The following is a 23,141-nucleotide window of genomic DNA, read 5'->3' as shown; positions in this document are numbered from 1 at the left end:
TATGTTCCCCCGTATTGCCTTTTATGTATCCATGTAGGTATGAGATAGCTTAAAGAGGCTAAGAATTGTTTTTTCCTTATTATATCCCAATTTTAAAGTAACACAATAAACTTTTGACATTTTTCATGGCTACTCGAGGTATTTCAGCCATTGAAATGACTACCGCTGAAGATGGTGTTGATTGAAGTTTTTTCTTAAATCCAGAAAAATAGGCAAATGCACAGACCAAGGCGGGCGTATCGACATATGGTAAGGTGTAAAGAGAAAACAGAATTCTAAAAGGAGTGAAACTTAATGTACGGATATGGTGGAAATGTTGCAGGACCAGGGTACGGATATGGTGGCGGTGGATACGGCGGCGGCGGTTGCTGCGGCTTTGGATCAGGCTTCGCTTTAATCGTTGTCTTGTTCATTCTATTGATTATCATCGGTGCTTCATTCTGCTGCTAATACAATAACCCAAAGACCAGTTGAAAAAGCTGGTCTTTTCTTTATGTAAGGAAATTGGTGGTTTTACAGTGGACCTCTCTGGTTCCATGGTTGTTGACTGAATAGTCATGGATAAGTCCATGTAATCATGGGATTAGGCGATACACAGCCATTCCTTTTTCCAATCCTGTTATCAGTTCATTGGGAATGACGGGGGAATTCCAATGATGAGGAAAACAAGCTGGGTGAATGACATACGGCAAGGCATTTGGTTTTCTTTGTTAACCATTTCTGCTAAAATAACGACAGAATGTAATTAATTTAGGGGGATAAAGATATGAAACCTTCCCGTTTACAAGCAGGGGATGAAATTCGAGTAATTGCTCCTTCAAGAAGCTTGGCGATTGTCAAAGGGGAACAACGCAGATTGGCAGAAGAAAGATTGACTGAGCTTGGTTTTAAAGTGACATATGGTAAAACGGTCCTGTTCCATGATGACTTTTTCTCGAATTCGATCGAAGACCGGATCGAGGATTTGCATGATGCGTTCAGGGATCCGAATGTTAAGGGGATTTTTACAGCCATCGGGGGGTATAACGCTAACCAATTGTTACGGTATATCGACTATGATTTGATTAAGGAAAATCCAAAAGTGTTGATGGGGTATAGTGATATAACCGCAATTTTATTGGCCATATATAATAAAACAGGCTTAACTACATATTCAGGTCCTCATTTCTCGACGTTTGGGATGAAGGCTGGTCTGGAATATACGATGGAATATTTTAAAAAGGCTGTAATTGAAAGTGAAGGCTTTTATCTTGATCCAAGTGAAACGTGGAGTGATGATTCTTGGCATTTGGAACAGGATGACCGAACTTTCCACCCGAATGCTGGATACATGGACATTCAGGAAGGTGAAGCTGCCGGGACAATCATTGGGGGAAATCTTTGTACACTCAATCTATTACAAGGTACAGAGTACATGCCATCTTTAAAGGACAGTATCCTTTTCATAGAAGATGACGAAGAAAGCCATCCATTCAGTTTTGACCGGGATTTACAATCCTTGCTCCATCAGCCTGGTGCAAGTGGGATTAAAGGAATCGTCATTGGCCGTTTCCAAAAGGATTCAGGAATGACTGACTATGCTTTGGAGGAAATCATCGCCGCCAAAAAGGAGATAAATGGCATACCAGTGATCGCCAATGCCAACTTTGGTCATGTTCATCCATTTGTAACTGTGCCGGTTGGTTCAAAAGCAATAATGAAGGTGAAGAACGGAAAAGCGACGATCCAGATCCATCCATGAACAGTTTGAAGACGCCGTTCAAAAAATGGACGGTGTTTTAATCTGTTAGGGATATGTATGATTATGCTTTGCATTATGGTGTATATTTAGGGGTCTTTCCTCTTGTCAGCCCTGAAAATGGTCCTATTTTACAAGCATTATTAGGGAATATGAGTCTAATAGTTCAAATTCTTTATTTTTCTGATATAATACTAAGAGATTTAAAATAGAAAAGGTGATTATGTGTTATTAACAATTCCAGCATCCATTCGATTAGAAGGGGCTTTGGCCGAGTATAATAAAAAAGGCCGTGTGAGCCATACATGTTCCGTTTGCAACGAAGACACTTCTAATGGGGATGCAAGTAACTTGAACTACTATAAGTTAGGAACTAAAAAAGTTTGTCATTCCTGCATGAAAAATGTTTTGCGTCATCCGTCTTTAAAAGAGTATGAATATGTACATACTTCAATTATCGATAAAACTGCTTTTTATAAAAATGTGTTGGCTGTTTTAAAGGATGAAAGTTTTTTGGAATCCATTCGTGAAGAAAAACTAAATAGCGCATTGTAAGAAAAAAGTGTATCTCTCGCGGATACACTTTTTTTGTCGCCATTTTTGGAAGGTCACCCATGGAACCTGAGAAATTTATCCGTATACATGCTTAGGCCAATTTCCTTAGCAAGATTGCCTTCATCTGGACATACACTTTACTATATTGCATTTGTTTTTAAAGAGAAGGAGTGTGTGGGCTTATGGAGCAGTCTTCATTGATCAAACCGGTCCTGGGAGGAGCCTACCCGACTATCAGTCATGGTCAGGGAGTGTTTTTATACGATAAAAATGGAAAGGATTACCTTGATGCTTCTTCTGGTGCTGTTACGGCCAATATTGGCCATGGAGTCAAGGAAATCATTGAGGCGATGGTAAAACAGGCTAAACAGGTTTCATTTGTGTATCGTTCCCAATTTACCAGCGATGCTGCAGAGAAACTTGCCGGAAAAATTGCAGAATTGACCAAAGGGGAACTGACATACTGCTTTTTTGTAAATAGCGGCTCCGAGGCTACTGAAACGGCATTGAAAATTGCCATTCAGCATTGGCAGGAAAAAGGGAAGCCAAAGAAACAGAAAATCATTTCGAGATGGATGAGCTACCATGGCATCACGATGGGAGCTCTTTCGATGTCTGGACATCCGATTCGCCGGGAACGATTTACTCCTTTGCTTGAATCATATCCTTCTGTTTCTCCTCCATATTGTTACCGATGTCCACTTCAACTTTACCAACATACGTGCGGAATGGCCTGTGCTTCGGAATTGGAAGCATCAATCCGGCGCATTGGCAGTGAAAATATAGCGGCTTTCATTGCAGAACCTGTAATCGGTGCAGCCGGAGGGGCCATTGTTCCTCCTGACGGTTATTTTAAAAAACTCAAGAAAATCTGCGAAGAGAATGATATTTTGTTCATTGCTGATGAAGTAATGACCGGATTTGGACGTACCGGTAAGATGCTTGCTTCCGAATATTGGGATGTGGAACCTGATATCGTAACATTAGGTAAAGGTATGAGTGGGGGATATACCCCAATAGCGGCATCAGTAATGACCAAAAACGTGATGGAACCCATAATGAAAGGCTCGAAGTCCATTATAGGAGGCCATACCTTAAGTGCAAATCCGTTATCTTGTGCGGTATCTTTGGCCGTTCTAGAATATGTCGAAAGGTATGAACTTGTTGAAAAATCAGCCGACAGAGGGAATTACTTGATCAGGGGCCTGAAAAAGTTGGCAGGGAAGTATTCCTTTATTGGTGATATACGCGGGAGAGGTCTATTGATTGGAATCGAATTTGTCCTGGATAAAGTAACGAAGGCCCCATTTCCGAAGGAGGAAGACGTGACCAATGAAATCATTGATTTGGGAATGAGGAATGGAATACTTCTTTATCCCGCAGCTGCTGGCCTTGACGGTGTAACCGGGGCAGCGATCATCATCTCCCCGCCGCTAACGATATCGGAAGAGGAGTGTGCTGAATTGTTAATGAGGGTCGATATAACCTTTGGTCAATTTAATGAATCGATAGGTAAACGATCATCACCACAAGGAAGTGAGTCATAGTGGTGGAAAATACATTCAAGAAGATTTGTCGTTTGGAAGATGTCCGTCATCATTTTAAAGATAAACAGTCCATCCTGTTTGGGGGCTTCGGTGGCATAGGGACACCTCCGGGATTGATCAATCTGATTTTGGAATCAGGTATTAAGGATTTAACCTTGATAGGAAACGATACAGGTTTCCCCGATATCGGAATCGGAAAACTGGTAACCCAGCGCCGGGCGAAAAAAGTCATCGTTTCCCATATCGGTTCCAATCCAAATGCCGGACTATTAATGAACAATGGAGAACTTGAAGTGGAGTTCTCTCCGCAAGGGACACTTGTCGAACGCATCCGGGCCGGAGGGATGGGACTCGGCGGGATATTGACCGATATTGGAATTGAGGCTGATATCGTCCGGGACGGCAAGCAAACCGTAAAGCTAGGTAAGAAAAATTATCTTGTGGAATCGGCATTAACTGCAGATATCGCCATTGTTTACGCAGAAATGGCAGATCCTTATGGAAATCTTATATTCGATAAAAGTGCCAGGAATACGAATCCAATCGTTGCTGCGGCCGGACAAATCACCATAGTCGAAGTCATGCAAATCGTTCCGCTTGGCACTTTGGATCCAGAAAACATCATTGTACCGGGTGCCTTTGTGGATTATATCATCCCATCAAAAGGAGTCGATTGGAAATGGGTTTGGGAACCGGAGATAGAAACAGAATAGCGAAACGGGCAGCCGCAGAAATAAGCGATGGGATGCTGGTCAATTTGGGAATTGGCATTCCATCACTTGTACCGAATCATCTTTTGAATGATCATAAAGTTATGTTTCATGCAGAAAATGGTCTTGTGGGAATTGGCAGTACTCCTGAAACGGGGAAGGAAGATGCGCATCTTTGCAATGCTGGGGGATTGCCGATCACCATTAGGGCCGGGGCTTCTTACTGCGACAGTACTGTTGCATTTGGAATGATACGTCGTGGCAGGGTGGATATCACGATTCTAGGAGCCCTTCAAGTAAGTCAAGAAGGGGATCTCGCTAATTGGATTGTTCCGGGAAAGCGGGTGCCAGGCATGGGCGGTGCAATGGAACTGGCTGCAAAGGCAAAAAAGGTCATTGTCTTGATGGAACATAACGATAAAGCGGGCATGTCTAAATTAGTCAAAACATGTACATTGCCGTTAACTGCCAAAAAATGCGTACATATGATCATCACCGAATTAGGCGTGTTTTCCGTAACTTCGGAGGGCCTCCAATTAACTGATGTATTTGATACGTCCAGCATTCAGGAAATCAGGGATCGGACAGAAGCCTCGTTTACCGTCTCTGAAAACATCCACAATTTAAAAGAATGAGAGAGGAGAATGGATATGTATGAGGAAAAAATAAGAACATGGTTGAATGAACATCGGATGAATGGGGTTCAGCTTTTGCAAAAACTGGTTCAGGAACCGAGCAAAAGGGGCCAAGAAGGAAGTGCACAAGCAATAGTGGTCGAGAAGTGCAGACAACTTGGTCTGGAAATAGATCTTTGGGAAATCGGGGATGAACAATTAAGAAAACATCCCCATTTTTATTGCGACCGCAGGGATTTTAAAGGAAATCCGAACCTTGTGGCTATTAAAAGAGGAACAGGCAAGGGGAAATCCCTTATTTTAAACGGACATATTGATGTAGTTCCTGAAGGAGATCATGCAGCATGGCACGATGAACCCTATAGCGGCAAGTTGATTGACGGGAAAGTTTTCGGGCGGGGAACGACGGATATGAAAGGCGGCAATGTATCTTTATTGCTGGCCATTGAAGCGATCGTCGAATCTGGAATCCAATTGAAGGGAGATTTGATATTTCAGAGTGTGATTGAAGAGGAAAGCGGTGGTGCCGGCACACTTGCGGCAGTCATACGCGGGTATAAAGCTGATGGTGCAATCATTCCGGAACCTACAAACATGAAACTATTCCCATTACAGCAAGGTTCGATGTGGTTTCGACTGAGAATAAAAGGAAAGTCTGCACATGGAGGCACTAGGTATGAAGGAGTCAGTGCAATAGATAAAGCGGTTGGTGTAATGAAAGAAATCAAGATACTTGAACAAGAACGGAATGAGTCACTCTGTCATTCACTCTATAAAAATGTCCCTATCCCCATTCCGATCAACATTGGTAGCATTCAAAGCGGGAATTGGCCGTCCTCCGTGCCTGATACAGCCGTCCTGGAAGGTAGATTCGGCATCGCGCCGACAGAAACCATGGAAGAGGCACAAAAATCGCTGAAGGAGCGAATAGATGCTTTAAACGAGAGTGATGCATGGTTCAAAGAAAGACCTATTGAATTAGAATGGTTTGGGGCCAGATGGCTGCCTGGCAATCTCGAAATAAATCACCCGCTCATGAAGACAATTGGCACATACTATGAAAAAGTGGTCGGGGAAGAACCGCTTGTCGAAGCGTCCCCTTGGGCGACGGATGGAGGTTATCTTTCATCGGTTGGTTCTACCCCCGTTGTTGTGTTTGGACCAGGGGAAACGAAGATGGCCCATGATTCGAACGAATATATAGAGGTGGATAAAATGATGGAGGTTGCGGAAATCATCGCATTGACCATTATTGAATGGTGTGGGGTGGACCAGGAATAATCATTTTCCCAAGGTCTGATCCCAGGAAGGATCAGGCCTTTCGCAACAATTTTCGAAGATGTGAAAGGAGCGGGACAAATGGAGGCTGGAATCATCGAAAAAAGAATTCAAAAGCCAAGGTGCACCATACATATTTCGATCGACCATTTTAATAAGCGAATCAGGGTTGATGATTATCTAGGGCATTTTCAAGAATGCGTGGAGGAATCTTTGGAAGTGGCTAAAAGCATATCAGCAGAAAAAATCATCTTCAAGTCCCGTAAGGAAAACGTTATGGCATTGCTTGCTCAGGGATTTCTCTATGAAGGAAGCATCGATAAATTCTTTTTGGGAAGCGATTGTTTCTTCCTTGTTAAATATAACCGTAATGAAAGGCGCAACAGTGCTGAATGGGAAAAGGAAGATCAAATCCTTACCGATGTTCAGAGGCTACCGATTAAATCTGGACTGGATGATCCGCCGTCAGCCTACCAAGGCCGTAAAGCTGAAGTTACAGATGCACTTCAGCTGGCACAATTGTATGGGAAGGTTTTCGAAGTGTATCCCACACCGATGAATGATCCGATATATGTGAAAAAGTGCATGGAAATGGGAACGGTTTTTTATATTTATGTCCATGAAGAGAGGATCGTCAGTGCTGCTTCTGCAGAAATTAATTCCTTTTACCATAATGCAGAAATCACTGATTGTGCAACATTGCCGGAACATCGGCAATTCGGCTTGATGAAACACTTGATTTCCGCGCTTGAAGAATATCTTATTTCACATGGCATTTATTGTGTCTATTCGATTGCCCGGTCGCTCTCATTCGGCATGAATGCTGCATTGCATCAGCATGGATACTCGTACCGCGGACGTTTGGCTAATAATTGTTATATCTTTGATAAACTCGAAGATATGAACCTTTGGGTGAAAAATTTTTGTTGAATGCTCATTTTTAGGCGGGTTCATGACTAGTTTTTGGCATTTCCTCATATACATCTAGCAAGAAGGTCTTGAGGAGGGATATCTTGCCAAGTGAATTTTTTAATACAAGTGAAGTGTTGGAAGCGATATTAGAAACCATTGATGAAGGCATTCATGTAATAGATCCAAAAGGACAGACCATCTTTTATAACGGAGTGGCGGCCAATCATGATGGGATGAAAAGAAGTGAGGTGCTTGGGAAACCGTTGCTTGAAGCGTTCCCTTCGTTGAATCACAAATCATCGACCTTACTCCGGGTCATTAAATCTGAAAAACCAATCTATAACTATAGTCAATCATATGTAAATGCCCATGGGCGTATCATTGAGACGCTAAATACTACGCTCCCCATATATGTCGATGGGTTTATGATAGGTGCAATAGAAATTGCAAAGGATTATTCAAGCTTGAAGCAATTATCCGAAAGGTTAGCTGATCTGGAAAGCTCGCTCAAGACGATCAAAAGTCCTGAAAGGAAAACGCCTGGGAACGGCGGATTGTATTCTTTCGCTGAAATCCTGACAAGTGATCCTGGGTTTAAAGGTTTGATATCACAAGGTAAAAAGGCTGCCCGTTCCTCCTCATCGGTATTGGTTTATGGGGAAAGCGGTGTAGGAAAAGAGCTTTTTGTTCAAAGCATCCACCAAGATTCGAACCGCAGTAAAGAACCTTTCATCGCGCAAAATTGTGCGGCCCTTCCAGAAAGTTTACTGGAATCGCTTTTATTCGGTACGGCAAAAGGAAGCTACACTGGTGCTGTGGAACGACAGGGATTGTTTGAATTAGCCAACGGCGGAACCTTGTTTTTGGATGAATTGCAGTCGATGCCGATTGACTTGCAGGCAAAGCTTCTGCGTGTGCTTGAAGATGGGTTCATCAGGAGGATAGGTGGCACAAAGAGTGTACAGGTGAATGTCAGGATCATGGCAGCGATGAATATTGATCCGAAAAAGGCCGTATCGGAAAACAGGCTAAGGCCGGATTTATTTTACCGATTGAACGTATTGAGCTACGAGCTGCCTCCGTTAAGGGAGCGGATTGATGATATAGAGCTTCTTTCTGAACATTTCATATCAATATTTAACAGTAAATTAGGACTGTCGATAAAAGGCATGGATGAGGAGACGAAGGTTTTTTTTCGGAAATATCACTGGCCAGGAAATGTAAGGGAGCTTAAACATACGATAGAATTCATGATGAACCATACGGAGAATGATGTTTTGAATCTTGAGGATTTGCCCCAGTTTTTAAAGAAGCGCACCCCATCAGAAAAGATCCTTCCGCTACGTGAGGCCATGATTGAGATGGAAACAAAATTGATTACCGAGGCCCTTCTTCAAACGGATGGTAACGTTCTCCAGGCATCGAAGCTATTGCAAATTCCAAGACAGACCTTGCAATATAAAATAAAGAAACATATTTGATGGAAAAATCCGGATGCAGCCTGCAGTCCGGTTTTTTTTATGGGCATTCGGATTTTGGGGTCATTTTGGCACCCTTCTTGCATTTAATACTACTATCATAACTCAGGAGGTATAACCATGTTATTTGACTTATATAAGCCAGATCGCAATTGGAAAGATATAGAGCTATGGAAAGATGTAACCGAAGAACAATGGAACAACTGGCTGTGGCAGCTTACGAATACGATCCGAACAGTTGATGATTTGAAAAAAGTGATAAACCTGACTCCGGATGAAGAGGAAGGTGTGAGGATTTCCACCAAAACCATACCATTGAATATCACCCCATACTATGCTTCGTTAATGAATAAAGATGACCCAAGGTGTCCTATCAGAATGCAATCGGTCCCAATCTCGGAAGAAATGCATAAAACCAAATATGACATGGAAGACCCCCTACATGAGGATGAGGACTCCCCTGTACCGGGACTGACCCATAGATATCCGGATCGCGTTCTTTTTTTGGTGACGAATCAATGTTCCATGTACTGCCGTTATTGTACGCGAAGACGTTTTTCAGGCCAAATTGGCATGGGCGTCCCAAAAAAACAATTGGACGCTGCAATCGGATATATACGTGACACACCGGCAGTTCGTGATGTCCTTATTTCCGGCGGGGATGGATTACTGATCAATGACACAATCCTTGAATATATCCTCAAAAACTTAAGGGAAATTCCTCATGTTGAAATAATCAGGATAGGTACCCGGGCACCGGTTGTTTTTCCTCAAAGAATCACTGAAAATTTATGTACCATTTTAAAAAAATATCACCCGGTTTGGCTGAATACTCATTTCAATACCTCGATAGAAATTACCGAGGAGTCAAAGAAAGCATGTGAGATGCTTGCCGATGCAGGTGTACCTGTGGGCAACCAGGCAGTTATTTTAGCGGGGATAAATGACAGTGTCGCCATCATGAAAAAGCTGATGCATGATCTTGTTAAAATCCGTGTCCGCCCTTACTATATCTATCAGTGCGATCTCTCGGAAGGGATCGGTCATTTCAGGGCTCCCATTTCAAAAGGGATTGAAATCATCGAGGGGCTCCGAGGCCATACATCCGGGTATGCAGTACCTACCTTCGTCGTCGACGCGCCAGGAGGGGGAGGGAAAATCACACTGCAGCCGAATTATATCCTTTCACAATCCCCAACAAAAACGGTGCTGCGCAATTTTGAAGGTGTGATAACCACATATCCTGAACCTGAGCAATATACACCAGGACTTGCAGATGATTATTTCAAAGGGGTATATCCCGATATGGAAGAAAAACAGTCAGATATAGGTGTATCTGGTTTAATGAACGACAAGCAATTCAATTTAGTGCCTGAAGGGCTGAAGCGAATGAACCGACGGGAAAAGTACGTGACCAACCCAGAGCATGCTTCATTGAAAAACAAACGTGAAAAGCGAGATCTGTTAAAAGAAAAGAAATTCCAGGCACAGCAAAAAAAGAGCACTCCTAAGGGGGATGAATAAAATGGAGACGTGTCCATGGTGTGAGAAAGGGAAGCTTGCATCAGTAATGGGGACTGTATATTGGGAACTGCCGGATGGTACGAGGGCGGTTGAAATTACGGAAACCCCTTCATCTCATTGTGAGAGTTGCGATGCTTTTTTTCAAAGTGATGAAATAGTGAAGGAAATTGAAAATCAACTATTTTTAATTGATTCGAAAAAGCTTGAAAAACAAACGAAGTACAGTGAGCTAATGAACATGAAAAGGCTGTTGAAACGTAATTACTTTGACTTTTAGGTTACTTTTCCATAAATGAATAAATCCTCTTCATTTTAGATAGTACAGTGTAAACCACTATTTCTATCTTAAATGAAGGGGTTTTTCCATTTCAGAAAATGATGGCATGCGGGTAAATGGGCTAACAAGTTTTTGAAGAAATTCCGCTTTCCTTCAACCTGCATGTTTGAACATGCTCCGCGTTTTTTATTATGGGAATTGGTTTTGAGTGAAGAGGTAGATTAAATAATAATATTGAAGCACTTCGTTTCCTTTATCGAATCATGAAAAAAAATTCTTAAAAGGATGTAATCAATATGGAATGAGTACGATATTTAAGTGTAGTTCGTAATTTAACGAATGCATTTGTGTTGAAAAGTCGTGGATTTCATAAGATGAGGAAGAAAAAACCAAATTGTTTTTTAAAAAAGTGGACGGAAGCGAAAGTTTCCGATATATTAAAGCAGAAATCATAGTTATTTTAGGGGGGTTCGACATCATGAGACCATTTTATTTATATTTAATGAAATTTCGACAACCAAAGGAAATTGATGCAATCACTAAATTTGCCAATCATGCCTATGAGGATCATGGCTTCCCAAAACAATCGACTGATTATAATGAATTGAGCAGTTATTTAGAATTGAATGCAGACTATCTCGAAAGTATGTCAGTTTTCGATCAAGCGTGGGAACAGTATGTCCAAATAGAAGAAGGGCTCCTATTGGGAGATCAGGAATAGGGAGGAATCGGAAGGATGTTTAAAAGCCTTCAAACCCGAATTTTGCTTTATTCTTTACTTATTGCAAGTGTTCCTCTTCTGGTACTGGGAATCATATCCTATGGATCACAACGGTCCCTGCTTGAGAAGGAAGCAAAAAATGCTCTGAATGCAGGTTCACTGAATATTGTAAATGAAACATACAGCTATTTGAACGAACGGATCAGTGATGTGAAGTTAATGAGTGTAAATTCGGCAATCATCAATCCTGGCTATTCAAAAGAAGAGAAGGCTGATGAACTTAAAAAGTTTATCGATGCAAAAGGAAATTATTACGGTGTCTTGCATTTGGATATGGAAGGCAATGTCATTGCAGATACATCCAATAAAATGATCGGGGATAACCTTGCGAAGAGAATATGGTTCAAAGAGGCCATAGAAGGTCATGAATTCCTTTCTGATGTTTATAAAACCCGGGCCTTCGCAGAACCTATAATAGCTTTGAGTGCGCCGGTATATGATAATTCAGGGAAAATGATCGGAGTCGTATCCACAGCTTTCCGGTTGGAAGGGCTTTGGGAGATGATGGAGAAAAAGGCTAATGAAATTAGCGATAAATACCCAGTGAACTTTTTCATGATCAATCAAGAAGGCATCATGATTTCGAAAAAAGACCCACATGGCATTATGCAGGATTCTGCCTTGAAAGAAATGGGATTAACGAAAGATAAGCTGATGGGAGCGTCGTTATCGGATGAATTGTACAGTGAAGAGAATGGGGAAAAAATATATTCCATCCAGCCTGTCCATACGATAGCACAAACAGAGAATAAATGGTTTGTTGTTGTGGGTGCTGATAAGAAACAGGTATTTCAACCCTTGAATGACCTATTAACACGGTACCTGACAATCTACAGCATCGTTTTTGTTTCTATCATTCTGGCTGTCTATTTACTAACAAAGACCCTCGTACGGCCAGTTCAAGAACTTGTCGGAGCGACAGAGGAATTCATAGGAGGAAAGGAATTCATCATTTCCGACAATAGAAGCTTCGAGGAAATGGAAAAATTGAACCTTGCTTTTCTAAGAATGATGGAAACGATTGAAGATCGTGAGAGGGAAATCGTCCGTACGGAAAAATTGAAATATGTTGGCCAGCTTGCTGCCGGTGTCGCCCATGAAATCAGGAACCCGTTGACGACAATAAAGGGCTTTTTCCAATTATTGAAGAGCCAGGATCATGATAAATCATTGATAGAAAAATATAGCGATGTCATGCTTCATGAAGTGGATAGGGTCAATGTATTTGTGACACAACTTCTTGATTTGGCAAAACCGCATCAACTGGAATGGGAGAAAATCGATTTAAAGGATTTCCTTGATGAAATTATAGATACTTATACTTCCTCAATTCCGAGTTCTCATGTAAGAATAATTAATAGGGTGACACAATCCGTCATTGTTTATTCAGACAGGAACCGGTTAAGGCAGGTTCTCTTGAATGTCTTGAATAATGCTTGTGAAGCCATTGAAGAAAGGGGGCGGATTGAACTACATCACAATTCCGTGTCCCAATATATAAGGTTAGTGATCAGCGATGATGGAAAAGGCATCAGTCCCGAGAATTTAAAAAATATCGGTATGCCCTTTTATACCACCAAACCGGATGGAAACGGATTAGGTGTAGCGACATGCATACAAATAATGGAGGAATTAAAAGGGAAATTCCAAATTGAGAGCGCCCGTGACGAAGGAACGAAAGTGACGCTCACAATCCCCACTACGAATCGTCTCATTAAATGAGGCGGTTTTTTTTGTTTGTAGTGCCCTTTAATAAATGGGCCGGTTAATTAGCTAAATGAGCAAAATGCCCTCTTATTTCCATTAACCTCCATGTTTGTTTGTGCATATAATTTACTAATCAAACGATAAGGACCATATTGGGGGATGTCTCTTATGGGCAAAAAAAAACAGCCGAAATTTAAATTAGGCGATACAGTCGTAATAACAATGTATGGGACAGTCGGGAATATAACCGATGTGAAATTTCTCGATGGTGCTTATGTGTATGAAGTGAACTATAGTGAAGGTCTTTATATCGAAAAAACATTGCAATCGATAAATGAATATGAAGGAGAAATCCTTTATCCGAAAGAACAAATCGATATTGAATATAAATATTTATTAGGTGACTTGGTCCAAGTGGATGGATATGAACAGGATTATTTCAAGATTATCGGCTATCGAACGGAAATTTGGCGCTATAAGGAAAATGCCTGGGAGGATGTAATCTATGAGTTATCAAGAATCTCTGATGGTGAATGGCTTGAAGCTCATGAAGAAGAACTGACTTTGATTGCCGATGCCAAACGGGCAGATGGAATCATTAAAAAATTGGGTCTGCTCCTTCCTCAAAAGAAAAATGAGCTTGCTATCATTGCTAAACAAAACAACCCTGGTAAAGGTGAGCGAGAAATGACAATGACAAAAGATGAAAAAAAGGAAATGATTGATGGACTGTTGGATTTATATAATGATTATTGTAAGCTCTACGAACATTTTGGCGATGATGAATATCGTCACATCATGAAAATCGCCCTTGCTAAAATTGAAAAAGCTGCAGAGGAAATTTATCCAGATCATAAAAAGAAGCAAACGAAGTGAAAGGTATCCCAAACTTTTAAAGGGCAATTTCCAAATTCCCTATAGAAGTATCCATACAAATAGAACACGAATGGAACTTGATAACTATAGGCCATTCATATGTTTTTCCATTATGGGATGCCTTAGTGGTATATTTGTCTCTACACATTCATAGACCTTTAAATAAGGGGGCGATGATTTGCGAGAAATTGAGGTTTTTATTGATACAGAAGAGATAGCGGAATTCTTTTTTCAAGAATTGATAAGACGGGGCTATCTTCCAACAGAAGCTGAAGTTGAAGATCTTGCTGACATCACATTCGAATATCTTCTTGAAAAATGCATAATTGATGAAGAAGTCGAAGAGTAACCTGTCATAAGACGGTTAGCAGCTTCCTTTCCCTTAATTTCATTAACCATTTAAAAAAAGACGGCGGACCACCGCCGTTTTGTTTGCGATTTAGGAAGGGTGCCAAAAGTCTTTTTCCTGATTTCCATTTTTTCAAGTTCCAGATAAGGTTCGATTTTCCTAACTTGTGGTTGATATGGTATAGTAGTTTTTGAATATCATTTCAACCACAAGTTAAGGAGGACATAGTCGTATGAGCGTACATATTGGTGCAAAAGAGAATGAAATTGCGGAAACGGTCTTACTTCCTGGGGACCCGTTGCGTGCAAAATATATTGCTGAAACATTTTTAGAGGATGCTAAACTTTATAATGAAGTTCGTAACATGTTTGGATATACAGGGACATATAAAGGAAAACGAATTTCTGTACAAGGTACAGGCATGGGTGTCCCATCCATTTCGATTTACGTAAATGAATTGATGAATAGCTATAATGTCCAGAAGCTGATTCGTGTTGGAACTGCAGGAGCGATTCAAAAAGATGTAAAAGTCAGGGATGTGATCCTTGCAATGAGTGCTTCCACCGATTCCCAAATGAACCGCATGACTTTCGGCGGGGTGGACTTTGCCCCGACCGCGGATTTCGAATTACTTAGAAAAGCTTATGACGTCGGCACGGCTAAGGGCTTGCAATTGAAGGTCGGTAATGTATTTACGGCCGATCAGTTTTATAACGATAATAGTGAATTGGAAAAATGGGCAAAATACCAAATCCTTGCGATAGAAATGGAATCAGCTGCCCTTTACACGCTTGCTGCTAAATTTGGCCGCCAAGCTTTATCTGTATTGACCATTTCCGATCACATTTTAACCGGTGAGGAGACGTCGTCGGATGAGCGCCAGTCAACTTTCAACGAAATGGTTGAAGTGGCATTGGAAGCAGCTATCCAGGACTGATAATTGGATGTAAATGACAGGCGGGTGACCAGGAATAAGTGATGCTGTATAATGGCAGTTGGATACAGGCTCATTTGTTCCATGGTATCCGCATTTTTGTAATATCAGGAGATGCCTGTTTTCCTTGGACCATTTTCCCTGATTTGAAGTTTGCTAAAAAAATACATATGGTCATAAGTTGTTATTTTTGATAACTATTATTTTTCGATTGGCTTGAAAGCTGATAAAATAGGAATGAAATCGTTTATATCGTCATGAAGAATGAAAGTGGTGAGGCTTCAGTGGAAGAAGAAAATCAAAAACAGCCAAAAGAGGCAGGGAAATTCATTAAAATAAAGAAGTTTACGTTCATTATGGGGATTTTCTTAGTCATATTTCTAACTGCAGGGATTACTACAATAGCCTTGACCTTTGGAGATGAAAAAGTAGAGTCATTAGCACCGGATAAGCATGCGGAATTTGAAAAGCTGTATTCTACATACGATACGATAAAAGATAACTATTATGAAGAGATTGATGAAGAAAAGCTGGTTGACGGGGCAATTAATGGAATGATCGAATCATTGGATGATCCATACTCTGCTTATATGGATAAAAAGGAAGCGTCGAGTTTCCATGAGAGCATCTCTTCATCTTTTGAAGGAATCGGTGCTGAGATTCAGGAGCAGGATGGACAAATAATGGTGGTCTCACCAATAAAAGGGTCCCCGGCAGAAAAAGCTGGAGTAAAACCGAATGACATTATATTAAGTGTGGACGGTAAAAGTGTTGAAGGACTGAGCTCTTCTGAAGCTGTCCTGAAAATCAGGGGCGAGAAGGGTACGAAAGTTGATCTATCCATTTCAAGAGCTGGTGAATCGGAACCGATTGAGCTGACCATTAAACGGGACACAATTCCGATTGAGACGGTTTATGCGGAAATGCTTGATGATGGAGTTGCAAAAATCCAAGTGACCAGTTTTTCCGAACATACAGTCCAAGAGCTGAAAACGGCGCTTGAGGAAATGTCCAAGAAGGACATGAAGGGTCTCGTATTGGATTTGCGGGGAAACCCGGGGGGACTGCTTGAACAAGCAATAGAAATGGCAAGCCTGTTCATACCTAATGGGAAAGTGGTCCTTCAAGTTGAGGATCGCAGCGGGAAAAAAGAAGTATATAAATCGGAGAATGATGGAGAACTGAAAATCCCGGTAGTCGTGTTGATTGATGATGGAAGTGCCAGTGCTTCCGAAATCGTTGCAGCGGCTGTCAGTGAATCTGCGGACATTCCATTGATCGGTGTCAAGTCATTTGGGAAAGGGACAGTGCAGACTGCCCAAGACTTCAAAGATGGATCTAACTTCAAATATACGGCAGCTAAATGGTTGACTCCTGAAGGCAATTGGATTCATAAAAAAGGGATCAAGCCGGATATTACTGTGAAGCTTCCTGATTATGCGAGCCTTCCGTACATTTCGCCCGATAAGGAATTGAAAGCATCCGATTCTTCGAGTGAAGTGAAAGCGGCTGAAGAGATGCTGAAGGAAGCAGGCCATGATCCAGGTAAGGTAGATGGATTCTTTGATGAAGCAACCACGAATGCTGTCATAGCATTCCAAAGGGAACAAAAAATTAAAGAAACCGGCACCATTAAGGATGATACTACCGTTAAATTGATGCAGGTCATCCGCGAGAAAATCCTTAAGAACGACACACAAGTGAAAAAAGCGGTAGAAGTATTAAAGAAAGAAATAAAATAAATGATATTGCCCGAAAAGCCTGCCAACGATTATCGTTGGCAGGCTTTTTTGTCGTTTTCATGCATAGGATTCCAACATTAGGCAGAGAATAGGGGTAATTTTCCAATGAGGTGAGGTAATGAAAGAAAAGGTATTGTTCATATATCTCTTGATCTTGATTCTGGCAGGCTGCACCTATGCCCCTTTACCCAAACAAAATGGAAATGAAGGTACGGAAAAAAAACTAAACAATGAAGAGAACCAGGAAAGCGAGAAAACATTTCTGTTAATAGGTGTTGACACAAGGGGAGAGCAAAAATCTCGGTCAGATGCGATTATCCTGGCAAAATACTTTCCTGAGCAGGAGAAACTGAAGCTGGCTTCCATTATGCGTGATAGTTATGTGAAAATCCCCGGGAATAAATCAGGATATAACAAAATAAATGCTGCTTATTATTATGGTGGACGGGAATTACTCAAGAAAACCATACGGGAAAACTTTGATGTCAAGGTCGATCATGTAGCGGTAATCGACTTCCAGGGATTTGTGAAGATGGTCGATTTACTTGCCCCTGAGGGGGTGGCGGTGAATGTGGATCAGGAAATCATTGATGATATGAGCATCCAAGCAAGCGTCGGTAAAAATATTCTACACGGTGAGGAATTATTGAAATATGTCCGTTTTAGACATGACGATGAAAGTGATTTTGGAAGGGTAGAGCGTCAACAAGAAGTTATGGTTCAATTAAAAACAGCGTTTATAAATCAAATCACATCCTTCGAAGGGATGGCAGCCCTTCCTGGTATCATAGAACAAGGGCTCTCGTACTTGGATACAGATATTGGTCTGAAAACAATAATGGAAATGGGTCCAAAAGCCGTCTTCCATACCCCGGACACCGTCGAAACCTTAAGGGTTCCAGTGGAAGGAAGCTTTAAAGATGAAATATATCCCCAGTCCGGAGCCGTTTTGGAAATGGACTACACTAAAAATAAAAAAGCACTTCAGGAGTTCTTTGCAAAATAATGAGAATTTTGGAAGTCCATTTTATTATCGAAAGTGTTCGGATTTAATTATTGTATTATAGACCTCGCAAGAATAATCATTATCGATCACCTTTAAGAAACGAGAGGGATACGAAATCCTTCTCGTTTTTTATCACCAATAAAGGAACCTGGATCAATTAACAAAATGCGGAATGTTTTTGAAGAAATCAGGTGTTATGATTCCGTTTTCGGTAATGATGCTTGTAATTAGGTGATTCGGTGTAACATCAAAGGCTGGATTGAAAGTCTTCACGTTTTCCGGAGCGATCCTTATACCTTGAATGAAGGTGATTTCAGCTTCATTCCGCTCTTCGATCGGGATGGATGTGCCGGATTCGATAGAAAGGTCGAATGTGCTTGATGGTGCGGCTACATAAAAGGGGATACCAAAGTGCTTGGCTAATATGGCCAATCCCAATGTCCCGATTTTATTTGCTGTATCTCCATTGGCCGCAATCCTGTCGGCCCCGACGATAATTCCATTTATTCGTTTCTGGTGAATTGTATGGGCAGCCATATTATCAGAAATTAAGGTGACATCAACCCCCGCTTGCATCAATTCCCAAGCCGTCAAACGCGCCCCTTGCAGGACAGGCCTGGTTTCACATGCATACACTTTTAGCGGAAAGTCCCTTTCTTTAGCCAGGTGGAAGGGAGCCAAGGCTGTGCCATACCGAGCTGTGGCGATTCCCCCAGCATTGCAATGCGTTAGAATGGAATCTCCTCTAGTGAATAGGGATAAACCATGTTCCCCGATTTTCCTGCACATTTCTTCATCTTCAGCAAAGATGGCTTTAGCCTCCGATACAAGTGCTTCCTTGGCAGTTGAAATGCTTTGCGCAGCCTGCAAGGTGTTCTCCATCCTCCTTAACGCCCAAAAAAGGTTGACTGCAGTTGGCCGGGAAGATGCGAGTTTTTCAATATGCCTCGTTACGTTTTTCTTGAATTCCCCTAATTCAGCGGTTGTTTCCATTTTGGCGCCAAGTGCAACACCAAATGCTGCCGTCAGTCCAATTGCTGGGGCACCGCGAACTTTTAATGTCAAAATGCTGTCATATACATCATCAACAGAATGAAGTTCAATAAATTCAGTTATGGAAGGAAGGGCTTGTTGATTTAATAATGTAATATGGGTATCATCCCATTGTACCGAATATGGTAAGGGTGCTAGTGTAGTCATGTGCAGGTCTCCTTTTAAATGGTTGAGTAAGATGGCAGTGTACGTTGCTTCAACGCTTCAATTATAGTTGGAACATCCAATTCCTCCCGTTTTTTAATTAAAAAAGAACCAATTTCCAATGTTGCCGTTTTGGCAGCGATCCTTGTTTCTTTATCTTCAATGACGTTTAAATCGGCTACATGGGAAAGGCCAATGGTTCGCCGAATCAGTTCGCAGCCTGCAAAACCGAATGCATCTTTTTTGAATTTTGTCAGTAAATAAGGCAGATAACCTTTCACATGGCGAAATGGGCTTTTATTTTGGCCTTCCCATAATTCGGTGTAAGTTTCTTCAAAGGCATTCCAAAATTCATAAAGGAGCGTGAAAATCTCTTCCTTTCCGGCGCCATTGCGTGTTACTGCCTGAAAGAGAAGGTTGGCGGTGTATTGACCAAGGTCAAAACCAACTGGCCCATAAAAAGCGAATTCCGGATCAATAACCTTTGTTTCGGTTTCACTTGCAAATATACTTCCAGTATGTAAATCTCCATGAAGCAAGGCTTCCTGCTCGGTTTCAAAGCTTTGTTTCAGTTTGGCGACCTCAAGTATCACTTCTTGATCATTCCATATTTTTTGGGCGGCATCTGTCAATTCCACCTCGAAATCTCCCGGGAGTTCCTCAAAAAATGGATCCGTGAAAATAAAGACCTCAGTGATTTTACAGAGTTCGGGATTCGTGAAATGTCGGGCCACCTCCTTTTTCGCAGAGGGTTCTAAATGATAATCGGATGTATAAAATGCCGTCTTCGCAACATACTCACCAATATGCTGTGAAAGCAATGGATATGAATCGCCATCGATCAATCCTGTTCTAACGATTTTCAAGTACGATAAATCCTCCATTACTGTGATGGCAAGCTGTTCATCCGAATAATAGACTTGCGGTACGAATTCGGGGCAATAACTTCTGAAATGAATCAGCGCATTCGCTTCAATGGCTGCCCTTTTCAGTGTCAGCGGCCAGCTTTCACCAAGTACCTTGGCATAAGGGACCGCTTGTTTGATTATTAGTCCTTTGTTTGTGACCGTGTCTGTAATATGAAAAACATAATTTAAGTTTCCATCGCCGATTTCATTACATTTCAAACTTGCATCCGCATTGACCAACCCAAGTTTTTTTGCAAGGGTTATAGCTGTTTCGTTTGTCAATCTCTTAAAATTTGAATGGTTTTGAGTCATTCTTTTCCCCTCCAGATTCAAAATAAGAATAAAAAAGCCTCTTTCATATAGAAAGAGGCAGAAGTTTTGGCTTCGGACCTCTTATCTTCCAGAAAATGAATTCTGGTGGAATTAGCACCGTGCTCTGTGGATTTAATAATCCGGCGGAGGATCCGCCCCATTTCACAATGGTATTACAGTCGGTTGCTGGGCTTCATAGGGCCTTTATCCCTCAGCCTGCTCTTGATAAGAGTAAATGTTTTCTGAAATTTTAATCTTCGGGAAAATAATATCAACTTTTTAAATAGTTTGTCAATGGGTAAATTAATAAAAATCAGGACGGCGATCTTCGAATACAGGTATTTTGTTGCGTGCTTCCGTAACTTTGTTGAAGTCCAAGGTGCCTGTCAAGAGTTCGTCTCCTTCTCCGGCTTCACTTACGATATTCCCCCATGGATCAATAATCAAGGAATGACCCGCAAATATATTATTGATATCCGAACCTGTACGATTAACGGCTACAACATAGGCTTGGTTCTCGATAGCACGGCTTATCAATAAGGCTCTCCAGTGATCGAGTCTCGGCTTTGGCCATTCAGCCGTAACGAATAGAACTTCCGCGCCTTGAACGGTATGGGCTCGCTGCCATTCAGGGAAACGAATGTCATAACAAACGAACCCGGCACATATTTTTTCATCAAGAGTAAATAAACCATCTTTTTCACCTGGCTGCAGGAAATGATGTTCATCCATTAATTGAAATAAGTGAAGCTTATCATATTCTTTAATGAGCTTTCCATATTTATCGATGATGAGCATGGTGTTATAGATTCCCTTGCTTGTTTTTTTCGCAATGGAACCGCCGATGATGTGAATCCGGTGTTTCTGTGCCTGTGTTTTAAGAAATTCAATCGTTTTTTCTGCCTCTTGATCTGCAATCTCATTCAGCCTGGTCAAATCGTATCCGGTTGTCCAAAGCTCTGGTAATATGACGATATCGGGTTCGGACCGAGCTGCTTTTTCCATCCATTGTTCTGCAACCTGAAAATTGATATCTGGTTGACCGAAGGCTATATCCATTTGAATACAAGCTATTTTCCACTTCATCGTTTAAAACCCCCACATGTAAAAAATGCTTTACAAGACTACGATAAACATATATCATTTGTGACTAGAATTTCAAGAAATTTCAGAGAAGGTGTATAAATGGTGCAATTCGAAAAATCCGGACTGCTTCAGGACCTGCCCAAGCAGTTTTTTGCTTCACTAGTCGCAAAAGTCAATGCGATCACGGAGCAAGGACATGATGTCATTAATTTAGGCCAGGGAAACCCTGATCAGCCGACGCCGGAACATATCGTCAAAAGTTTGCAGTCTGCAGCTGAAAAAACGACTAATCATAAATATTCGCCATTCCGGGGACATCAATATTTAAAAGAGGCTGCTGCCGTCTTTTATGAACGAGAATACGGTGTCAAGCTGGATCCGAATAGTGAAGTGGCGATTCTCTTCGGGGGAAAGGCGGGTCTTGTCGAACTGCCGCAGTGTTTATTGAATCCAGGTGATACGATCCTTGTTCCAGATCCCGGCTATCCGGATTATCTTTCCGGTGTTGTTTTAGCCCAGGCAAAGACCGAACTGATGCCCTTGACAGAAGAAAATGATTTTCTTCCGAAATACGATGACATACATAAAGAAGTTCTTGATAAAGCCAAAATGATGTTCTTGAATTATCCGAATAATCCCACAGGCGCTTCTGCCACTGAAAGTTTCTTTGATGAAACCGTCTCCTTTGCAAAAGAACATTCAATTTGTGTGGTCCATGATTTCGCCTATGGGGCAATAGGATTCGACGGAAAAAAACCGAAAAGCTTTCTCCAGGCGGAGGGAGCGAAGGATGTAGGAGTTGAAATATACACTCTATCGAAAACATACAATATGGCAGGGTGGAGAGTCGGCTTCGCAGTGGGCAATAAAAGTGTAATAGAAGCTCTTGAACTATTACAAGACCATCTTTATGTGAGTCTCTTCCCGGCGATACAGGAAGCTGCGGCAAGCGCTTTACTTGATTCACAGAGCAGTGTAGAGCAGTTAGTGAAGATGTACGAGGGGCGAAGGAATGTTTTCATTGAGGGATTGAGGGCAATCGGCTGGGATGTCAAAGCGCCTGCGGCATCGTTTTTTGCCTGGCTCAAAGTACCTGGAGGTTTTACGTCCGAGAGTTTTGCGGACTATTTATTAACGCATGCCCATGTAGCTGTTGCCGCAGGGAATGGTTTCGGTGAATTTGGCGAAGGTTACGTCAGGGTAGGGCTACTGACTTCGGAAGAACGGCTGCAAGAGGCTGTGGAACGGATACGAACATTAAACTTATTTTAATGCAATAAGATATCCGATTTATACACATTTAAATAGTTAAACTTATTGACAAAGTAGGGATTACCTGTCAGAATACAAAATAAATTCTTAATCTTTCGATACTTGAATGCAACTTATATATCAGCGTTTTCTTATTTTGAGCAGGTGGAGGGACTAGCCCTATGAAGCCCAGCAACCGACCGTAATTCCATTGTAAAATGGGGCGGAATCCTTCCGCCGGATTTTCTTGAAATCCACAAGGCACGGTGCTAATTCTTGCAGCCAATGGGCTGGGAGATAAGAAGATGGCTTTTTAAAGCCTCTTCTTTATGAAGGGG

At 41.6% G+C, this 23,141-nt stretch carries 22 protein-coding genes and 2 riboswitches; of the genes, 19 read left to right on the top strand and 3 right to left on the bottom strand.

What is annotated here, in order from left to right; all coding sequences use genetic code 11:
* The first annotated feature begins 294 nt into the window (after positions 1-294).
* From ACIQYG_RS10830 to ACIQYG_RS10745, 18 genes are all read left to right on the top strand, one after another.
* Complete coding sequence (locus ACIQYG_RS10830) at positions 295-450, top strand: YjcZ family sporulation protein (protein ID WP_133347152.1); 156 nt, start codon at positions 295-297, stop codon at positions 448-450.
* Positions 451-766: 316 nt separating this feature from the next.
* Complete coding sequence (locus ACIQYG_RS10825; protein ID WP_402837817.1) at positions 767-1,741, top strand: S66 peptidase family protein; 975 nt, start codon at positions 767-769, stop codon at positions 1,739-1,741.
* Between the two features lie 222 nt (positions 1,742-1,963).
* Positions 1,964-2,293 carry a hypothetical protein gene (locus tag ACIQYG_RS10820; protein WP_402837815.1) on the top strand — a complete coding sequence of 110 codons (330 nt, stop codon included), beginning with the start codon at positions 1,964-1,966 and terminating at the stop codon, positions 2,291-2,293.
* A gap of 182 nt (positions 2,294-2,475) precedes the next feature.
* A complete protein-coding gene (locus ACIQYG_RS10815) occupies positions 2,476-3,840 on the top strand; it encodes an aspartate aminotransferase family protein (RefSeq protein WP_402837813.1) in 1,365 nt (454 codons plus the stop codon).
* A gap of 2 nt (positions 3,841-3,842) precedes the next feature.
* Positions 3,843-4,553, top strand: a complete 711-nt coding sequence (locus ACIQYG_RS10810) for a 3-oxoacid CoA-transferase subunit A (RefSeq protein ID WP_402837929.1) — start codon at positions 3,843-3,845, stop codon at positions 4,551-4,553.
* Complete coding sequence (locus ACIQYG_RS10805) at positions 4,520-5,185, top strand: 3-oxoacid CoA-transferase subunit B (protein ID WP_402837811.1); 666 nt, start codon at positions 4,520-4,522, stop codon at positions 5,183-5,185. The genes ACIQYG_RS10810 and ACIQYG_RS10805 overlap by 34 nt, the downstream gene beginning before the upstream one ends.
* A gap of 9 nt (positions 5,186-5,194) precedes the next feature.
* Entirely contained in the window at positions 5,195-6,466 is a 1,272-nt protein-coding gene (locus ACIQYG_RS10800; protein ID WP_402837809.1) for a peptidase, read from the top strand.
* A gap of 78 nt (positions 6,467-6,544) precedes the next feature.
* Positions 6,545-7,393 (top strand): putative beta-lysine N-acetyltransferase, encoded by an 849-nt coding sequence (ablB, locus tag ACIQYG_RS10795; RefSeq protein ID WP_402837807.1) that lies wholly within the window; start codon positions 6,545-6,547, stop codon positions 7,391-7,393.
* 83 nt (positions 7,394-7,476) lie between these two features.
* Positions 7,477-8,856, top strand: a complete 1,380-nt coding sequence (locus ACIQYG_RS10790) for a sigma-54 interaction domain-containing protein (protein ID WP_402837806.1) — start codon at positions 7,477-7,479, stop codon at positions 8,854-8,856.
* Positions 8,857-8,973: 117 nt separating this feature from the next.
* A complete protein-coding gene (gene kamA, locus ACIQYG_RS10785) occupies positions 8,974-10,377 on the top strand; it encodes a lysine 2,3-aminomutase (protein WP_402837805.1) in 1,404 nt (467 codons plus the stop codon).
* A 1-nt stretch (position 10,378) separates the two neighbouring features.
* Complete coding sequence (locus tag ACIQYG_RS10780) at positions 10,379-10,654, top strand: YokU family protein (protein ID WP_402837803.1); 276 nt, start codon at positions 10,379-10,381, stop codon at positions 10,652-10,654.
* A 478-nt stretch (positions 10,655-11,132) separates the two neighbouring features.
* A complete protein-coding gene (locus ACIQYG_RS10775; protein ID WP_192205163.1) occupies positions 11,133-11,375 on the top strand; it encodes a YozE family protein in 243 nt (80 codons plus the stop codon).
* Between the two features lie 15 nt (positions 11,376-11,390).
* The gene (locus ACIQYG_RS10770; RefSeq protein ID WP_402837801.1) at positions 11,391-13,157 is read left to right on the top strand and encodes an ATP-binding protein; all 1,767 of its coding nucleotides are present in this window, start codon (positions 11,391-11,393) and stop codon (positions 13,155-13,157) included.
* A gap of 153 nt (positions 13,158-13,310) precedes the next feature.
* A complete protein-coding gene (locus ACIQYG_RS10765) occupies positions 13,311-14,018 on the top strand; it encodes a hypothetical protein (protein ID WP_402837799.1) in 708 nt (235 codons plus the stop codon).
* Positions 14,019-14,196: 178 nt separating this feature from the next.
* Positions 14,197-14,367 (top strand): YozD family protein, encoded by a 171-nt coding sequence (locus tag ACIQYG_RS10760; protein WP_402837798.1) that lies wholly within the window; start codon positions 14,197-14,199, stop codon positions 14,365-14,367.
* Positions 14,368-14,599: 232 nt separating this feature from the next.
* Positions 14,600-15,304, top strand: coding sequence for a purine-nucleoside phosphorylase (deoD, locus tag ACIQYG_RS10755; RefSeq protein WP_402837796.1), 705 nt, complete (start codon positions 14,600-14,602; stop codon positions 15,302-15,304).
* Between the two features lie 281 nt (positions 15,305-15,585).
* Positions 15,586-17,043, top strand: coding sequence for a lmo1851 family serine protease (locus ACIQYG_RS10750; protein ID WP_402837794.1), 1,458 nt, complete (start codon positions 15,586-15,588; stop codon positions 17,041-17,043).
* 118 nt (positions 17,044-17,161) lie between these two features.
* On the top strand, positions 17,162-18,049 hold the full coding sequence (locus tag ACIQYG_RS10745) for an LCP family protein (protein WP_402837793.1): 888 nt from the start codon (positions 17,162-17,164) through the stop codon (positions 18,047-18,049).
* Positions 18,050-18,202: 153 nt separating this feature from the next.
* Here ACIQYG_RS10745 and mtnA read toward each other — a convergent pair whose 3' ends face one another.
* The 3 genes from mtnA to ACIQYG_RS10730 form a co-directional block, all read right to left on the bottom strand.
* On the bottom strand, positions 18,203-19,249 hold the full coding sequence (gene mtnA, locus ACIQYG_RS10740; protein WP_402837791.1) for an S-methyl-5-thioribose-1-phosphate isomerase: 1,047 nt from the start codon (positions 19,247-19,249) through the stop codon (positions 18,203-18,205).
* Between the two features lie 14 nt (positions 19,250-19,263).
* Entirely contained in the window at positions 19,264-20,466 is a 1,203-nt protein-coding gene (gene mtnK, locus ACIQYG_RS10735) for an S-methyl-5-thioribose kinase (protein WP_402837789.1), read from the bottom strand.
* Between the two features lie 78 nt (positions 20,467-20,544).
* A riboswitch (SAM riboswitch) is annotated at positions 20,545-20,698 on the bottom strand.
* Positions 20,699-20,769: 71 nt separating this feature from the next.
* Entirely contained in the window at positions 20,770-21,552 is a 783-nt protein-coding gene (locus tag ACIQYG_RS10730; protein WP_402837787.1) for a carbon-nitrogen family hydrolase, read from the bottom strand.
* A 99-nt stretch (positions 21,553-21,651) separates the two neighbouring features.
* Between ACIQYG_RS10730 and ACIQYG_RS10725 the strand changes: the two genes are divergently transcribed.
* Positions 21,652-22,824, top strand: coding sequence for a pyridoxal phosphate-dependent aminotransferase (locus ACIQYG_RS10725; RefSeq protein WP_402837786.1), 1,173 nt, complete (start codon positions 21,652-21,654; stop codon positions 22,822-22,824).
* 128 nt (positions 22,825-22,952) lie between these two features.
* Positions 22,953-23,107: riboswitch (SAM riboswitch) on the top strand.
* Positions 23,108-23,141 lie beyond the last annotated feature (34 nt).

Source organism: Peribacillus sp. NPDC096622, assembly GCF_044762665.1.
Classification (GTDB): domain Bacteria; phylum Bacillota; class Bacilli; order Bacillales; family DSM-1321; genus Peribacillus; species Peribacillus frigoritolerans_B.
This window is presented reverse-complemented; position numbering and strand designations above follow the sequence as displayed.

What these genes read in the sequence shown, in the direction of transcription:
- ACIQYG_RS10830 (WP_133347152.1), top strand. Translation starts at nt 295, where the DNA reads ATGTACGGATATGGTGGAAATGTTGCAGGACCAGGGTACGGATATGGT.
- ACIQYG_RS10825 (WP_402837817.1), top strand. Translation starts at nt 767, where the DNA reads ATGAAACCTTCCCGTTTACAAGCAGGGGATGAAATTCGAGTAATTGCT.
- ACIQYG_RS10815 (WP_402837813.1), top strand. Translation starts at nt 2,476, where the DNA reads ATGGAGCAGTCTTCATTGATCAAACCGGTCCTGGGAGGAGCCTACCCG.
- ACIQYG_RS10805 (WP_402837811.1), top strand. Translation starts at nt 4,520, where the DNA reads ATGGGTTTGGGAACCGGAGATAGAAACAGAATAGCGAAACGGGCAGCC.
- ACIQYG_RS10800 (WP_402837809.1), top strand. Translation starts at nt 5,195, where the DNA reads ATGGATATGTATGAGGAAAAAATAAGAACATGGTTGAATGAACATCGG.
- ablB (WP_402837807.1), top strand. Translation starts at nt 6,545, where the DNA reads ATGGAGGCTGGAATCATCGAAAAAAGAATTCAAAAGCCAAGGTGCACC.
- kamA (WP_402837805.1), top strand. Translation starts at nt 8,974, where the DNA reads ATGTTATTTGACTTATATAAGCCAGATCGCAATTGGAAAGATATAGAG.
- ACIQYG_RS10780 (WP_402837803.1), top strand. Translation starts at nt 10,379, where the DNA reads ATGGAGACGTGTCCATGGTGTGAGAAAGGGAAGCTTGCATCAGTAATG.
- ACIQYG_RS10775 (WP_192205163.1), top strand. Translation starts at nt 11,133, where the DNA reads ATGAGACCATTTTATTTATATTTAATGAAATTTCGACAACCAAAGGAA.
- ACIQYG_RS10770 (WP_402837801.1), top strand. Translation starts at nt 11,391, where the DNA reads ATGTTTAAAAGCCTTCAAACCCGAATTTTGCTTTATTCTTTACTTATT.
- ACIQYG_RS10765 (WP_402837799.1), top strand. Translation starts at nt 13,311, where the DNA reads ATGGGCAAAAAAAAACAGCCGAAATTTAAATTAGGCGATACAGTCGTA.
- deoD (WP_402837796.1), top strand. Translation starts at nt 14,600, where the DNA reads ATGAGCGTACATATTGGTGCAAAAGAGAATGAAATTGCGGAAACGGTC.
- ACIQYG_RS10745 (WP_402837793.1), top strand. Translation starts at nt 17,162, where the DNA reads ATGAAAGAAAAGGTATTGTTCATATATCTCTTGATCTTGATTCTGGCA.
- mtnA (WP_402837791.1), bottom strand. Translation starts at nt 19,249, where the DNA reads ATGACTACACTAGCACCCTTACCATATTCGGTACAATGGGATGATACC.
- mtnK (WP_402837789.1), bottom strand. Translation starts at nt 20,466, where the DNA reads ATGACTCAAAACCATTCAAATTTTAAGAGATTGACAAACGAAACAGCT.
- ACIQYG_RS10730 (WP_402837787.1), bottom strand. Translation starts at nt 21,552, where the DNA reads ATGAAGTGGAAAATAGCTTGTATTCAAATGGATATAGCCTTCGGTCAA.
- ACIQYG_RS10725 (WP_402837786.1), top strand. Translation starts at nt 21,652, where the DNA reads ATGGTGCAATTCGAAAAATCCGGACTGCTTCAGGACCTGCCCAAGCAG.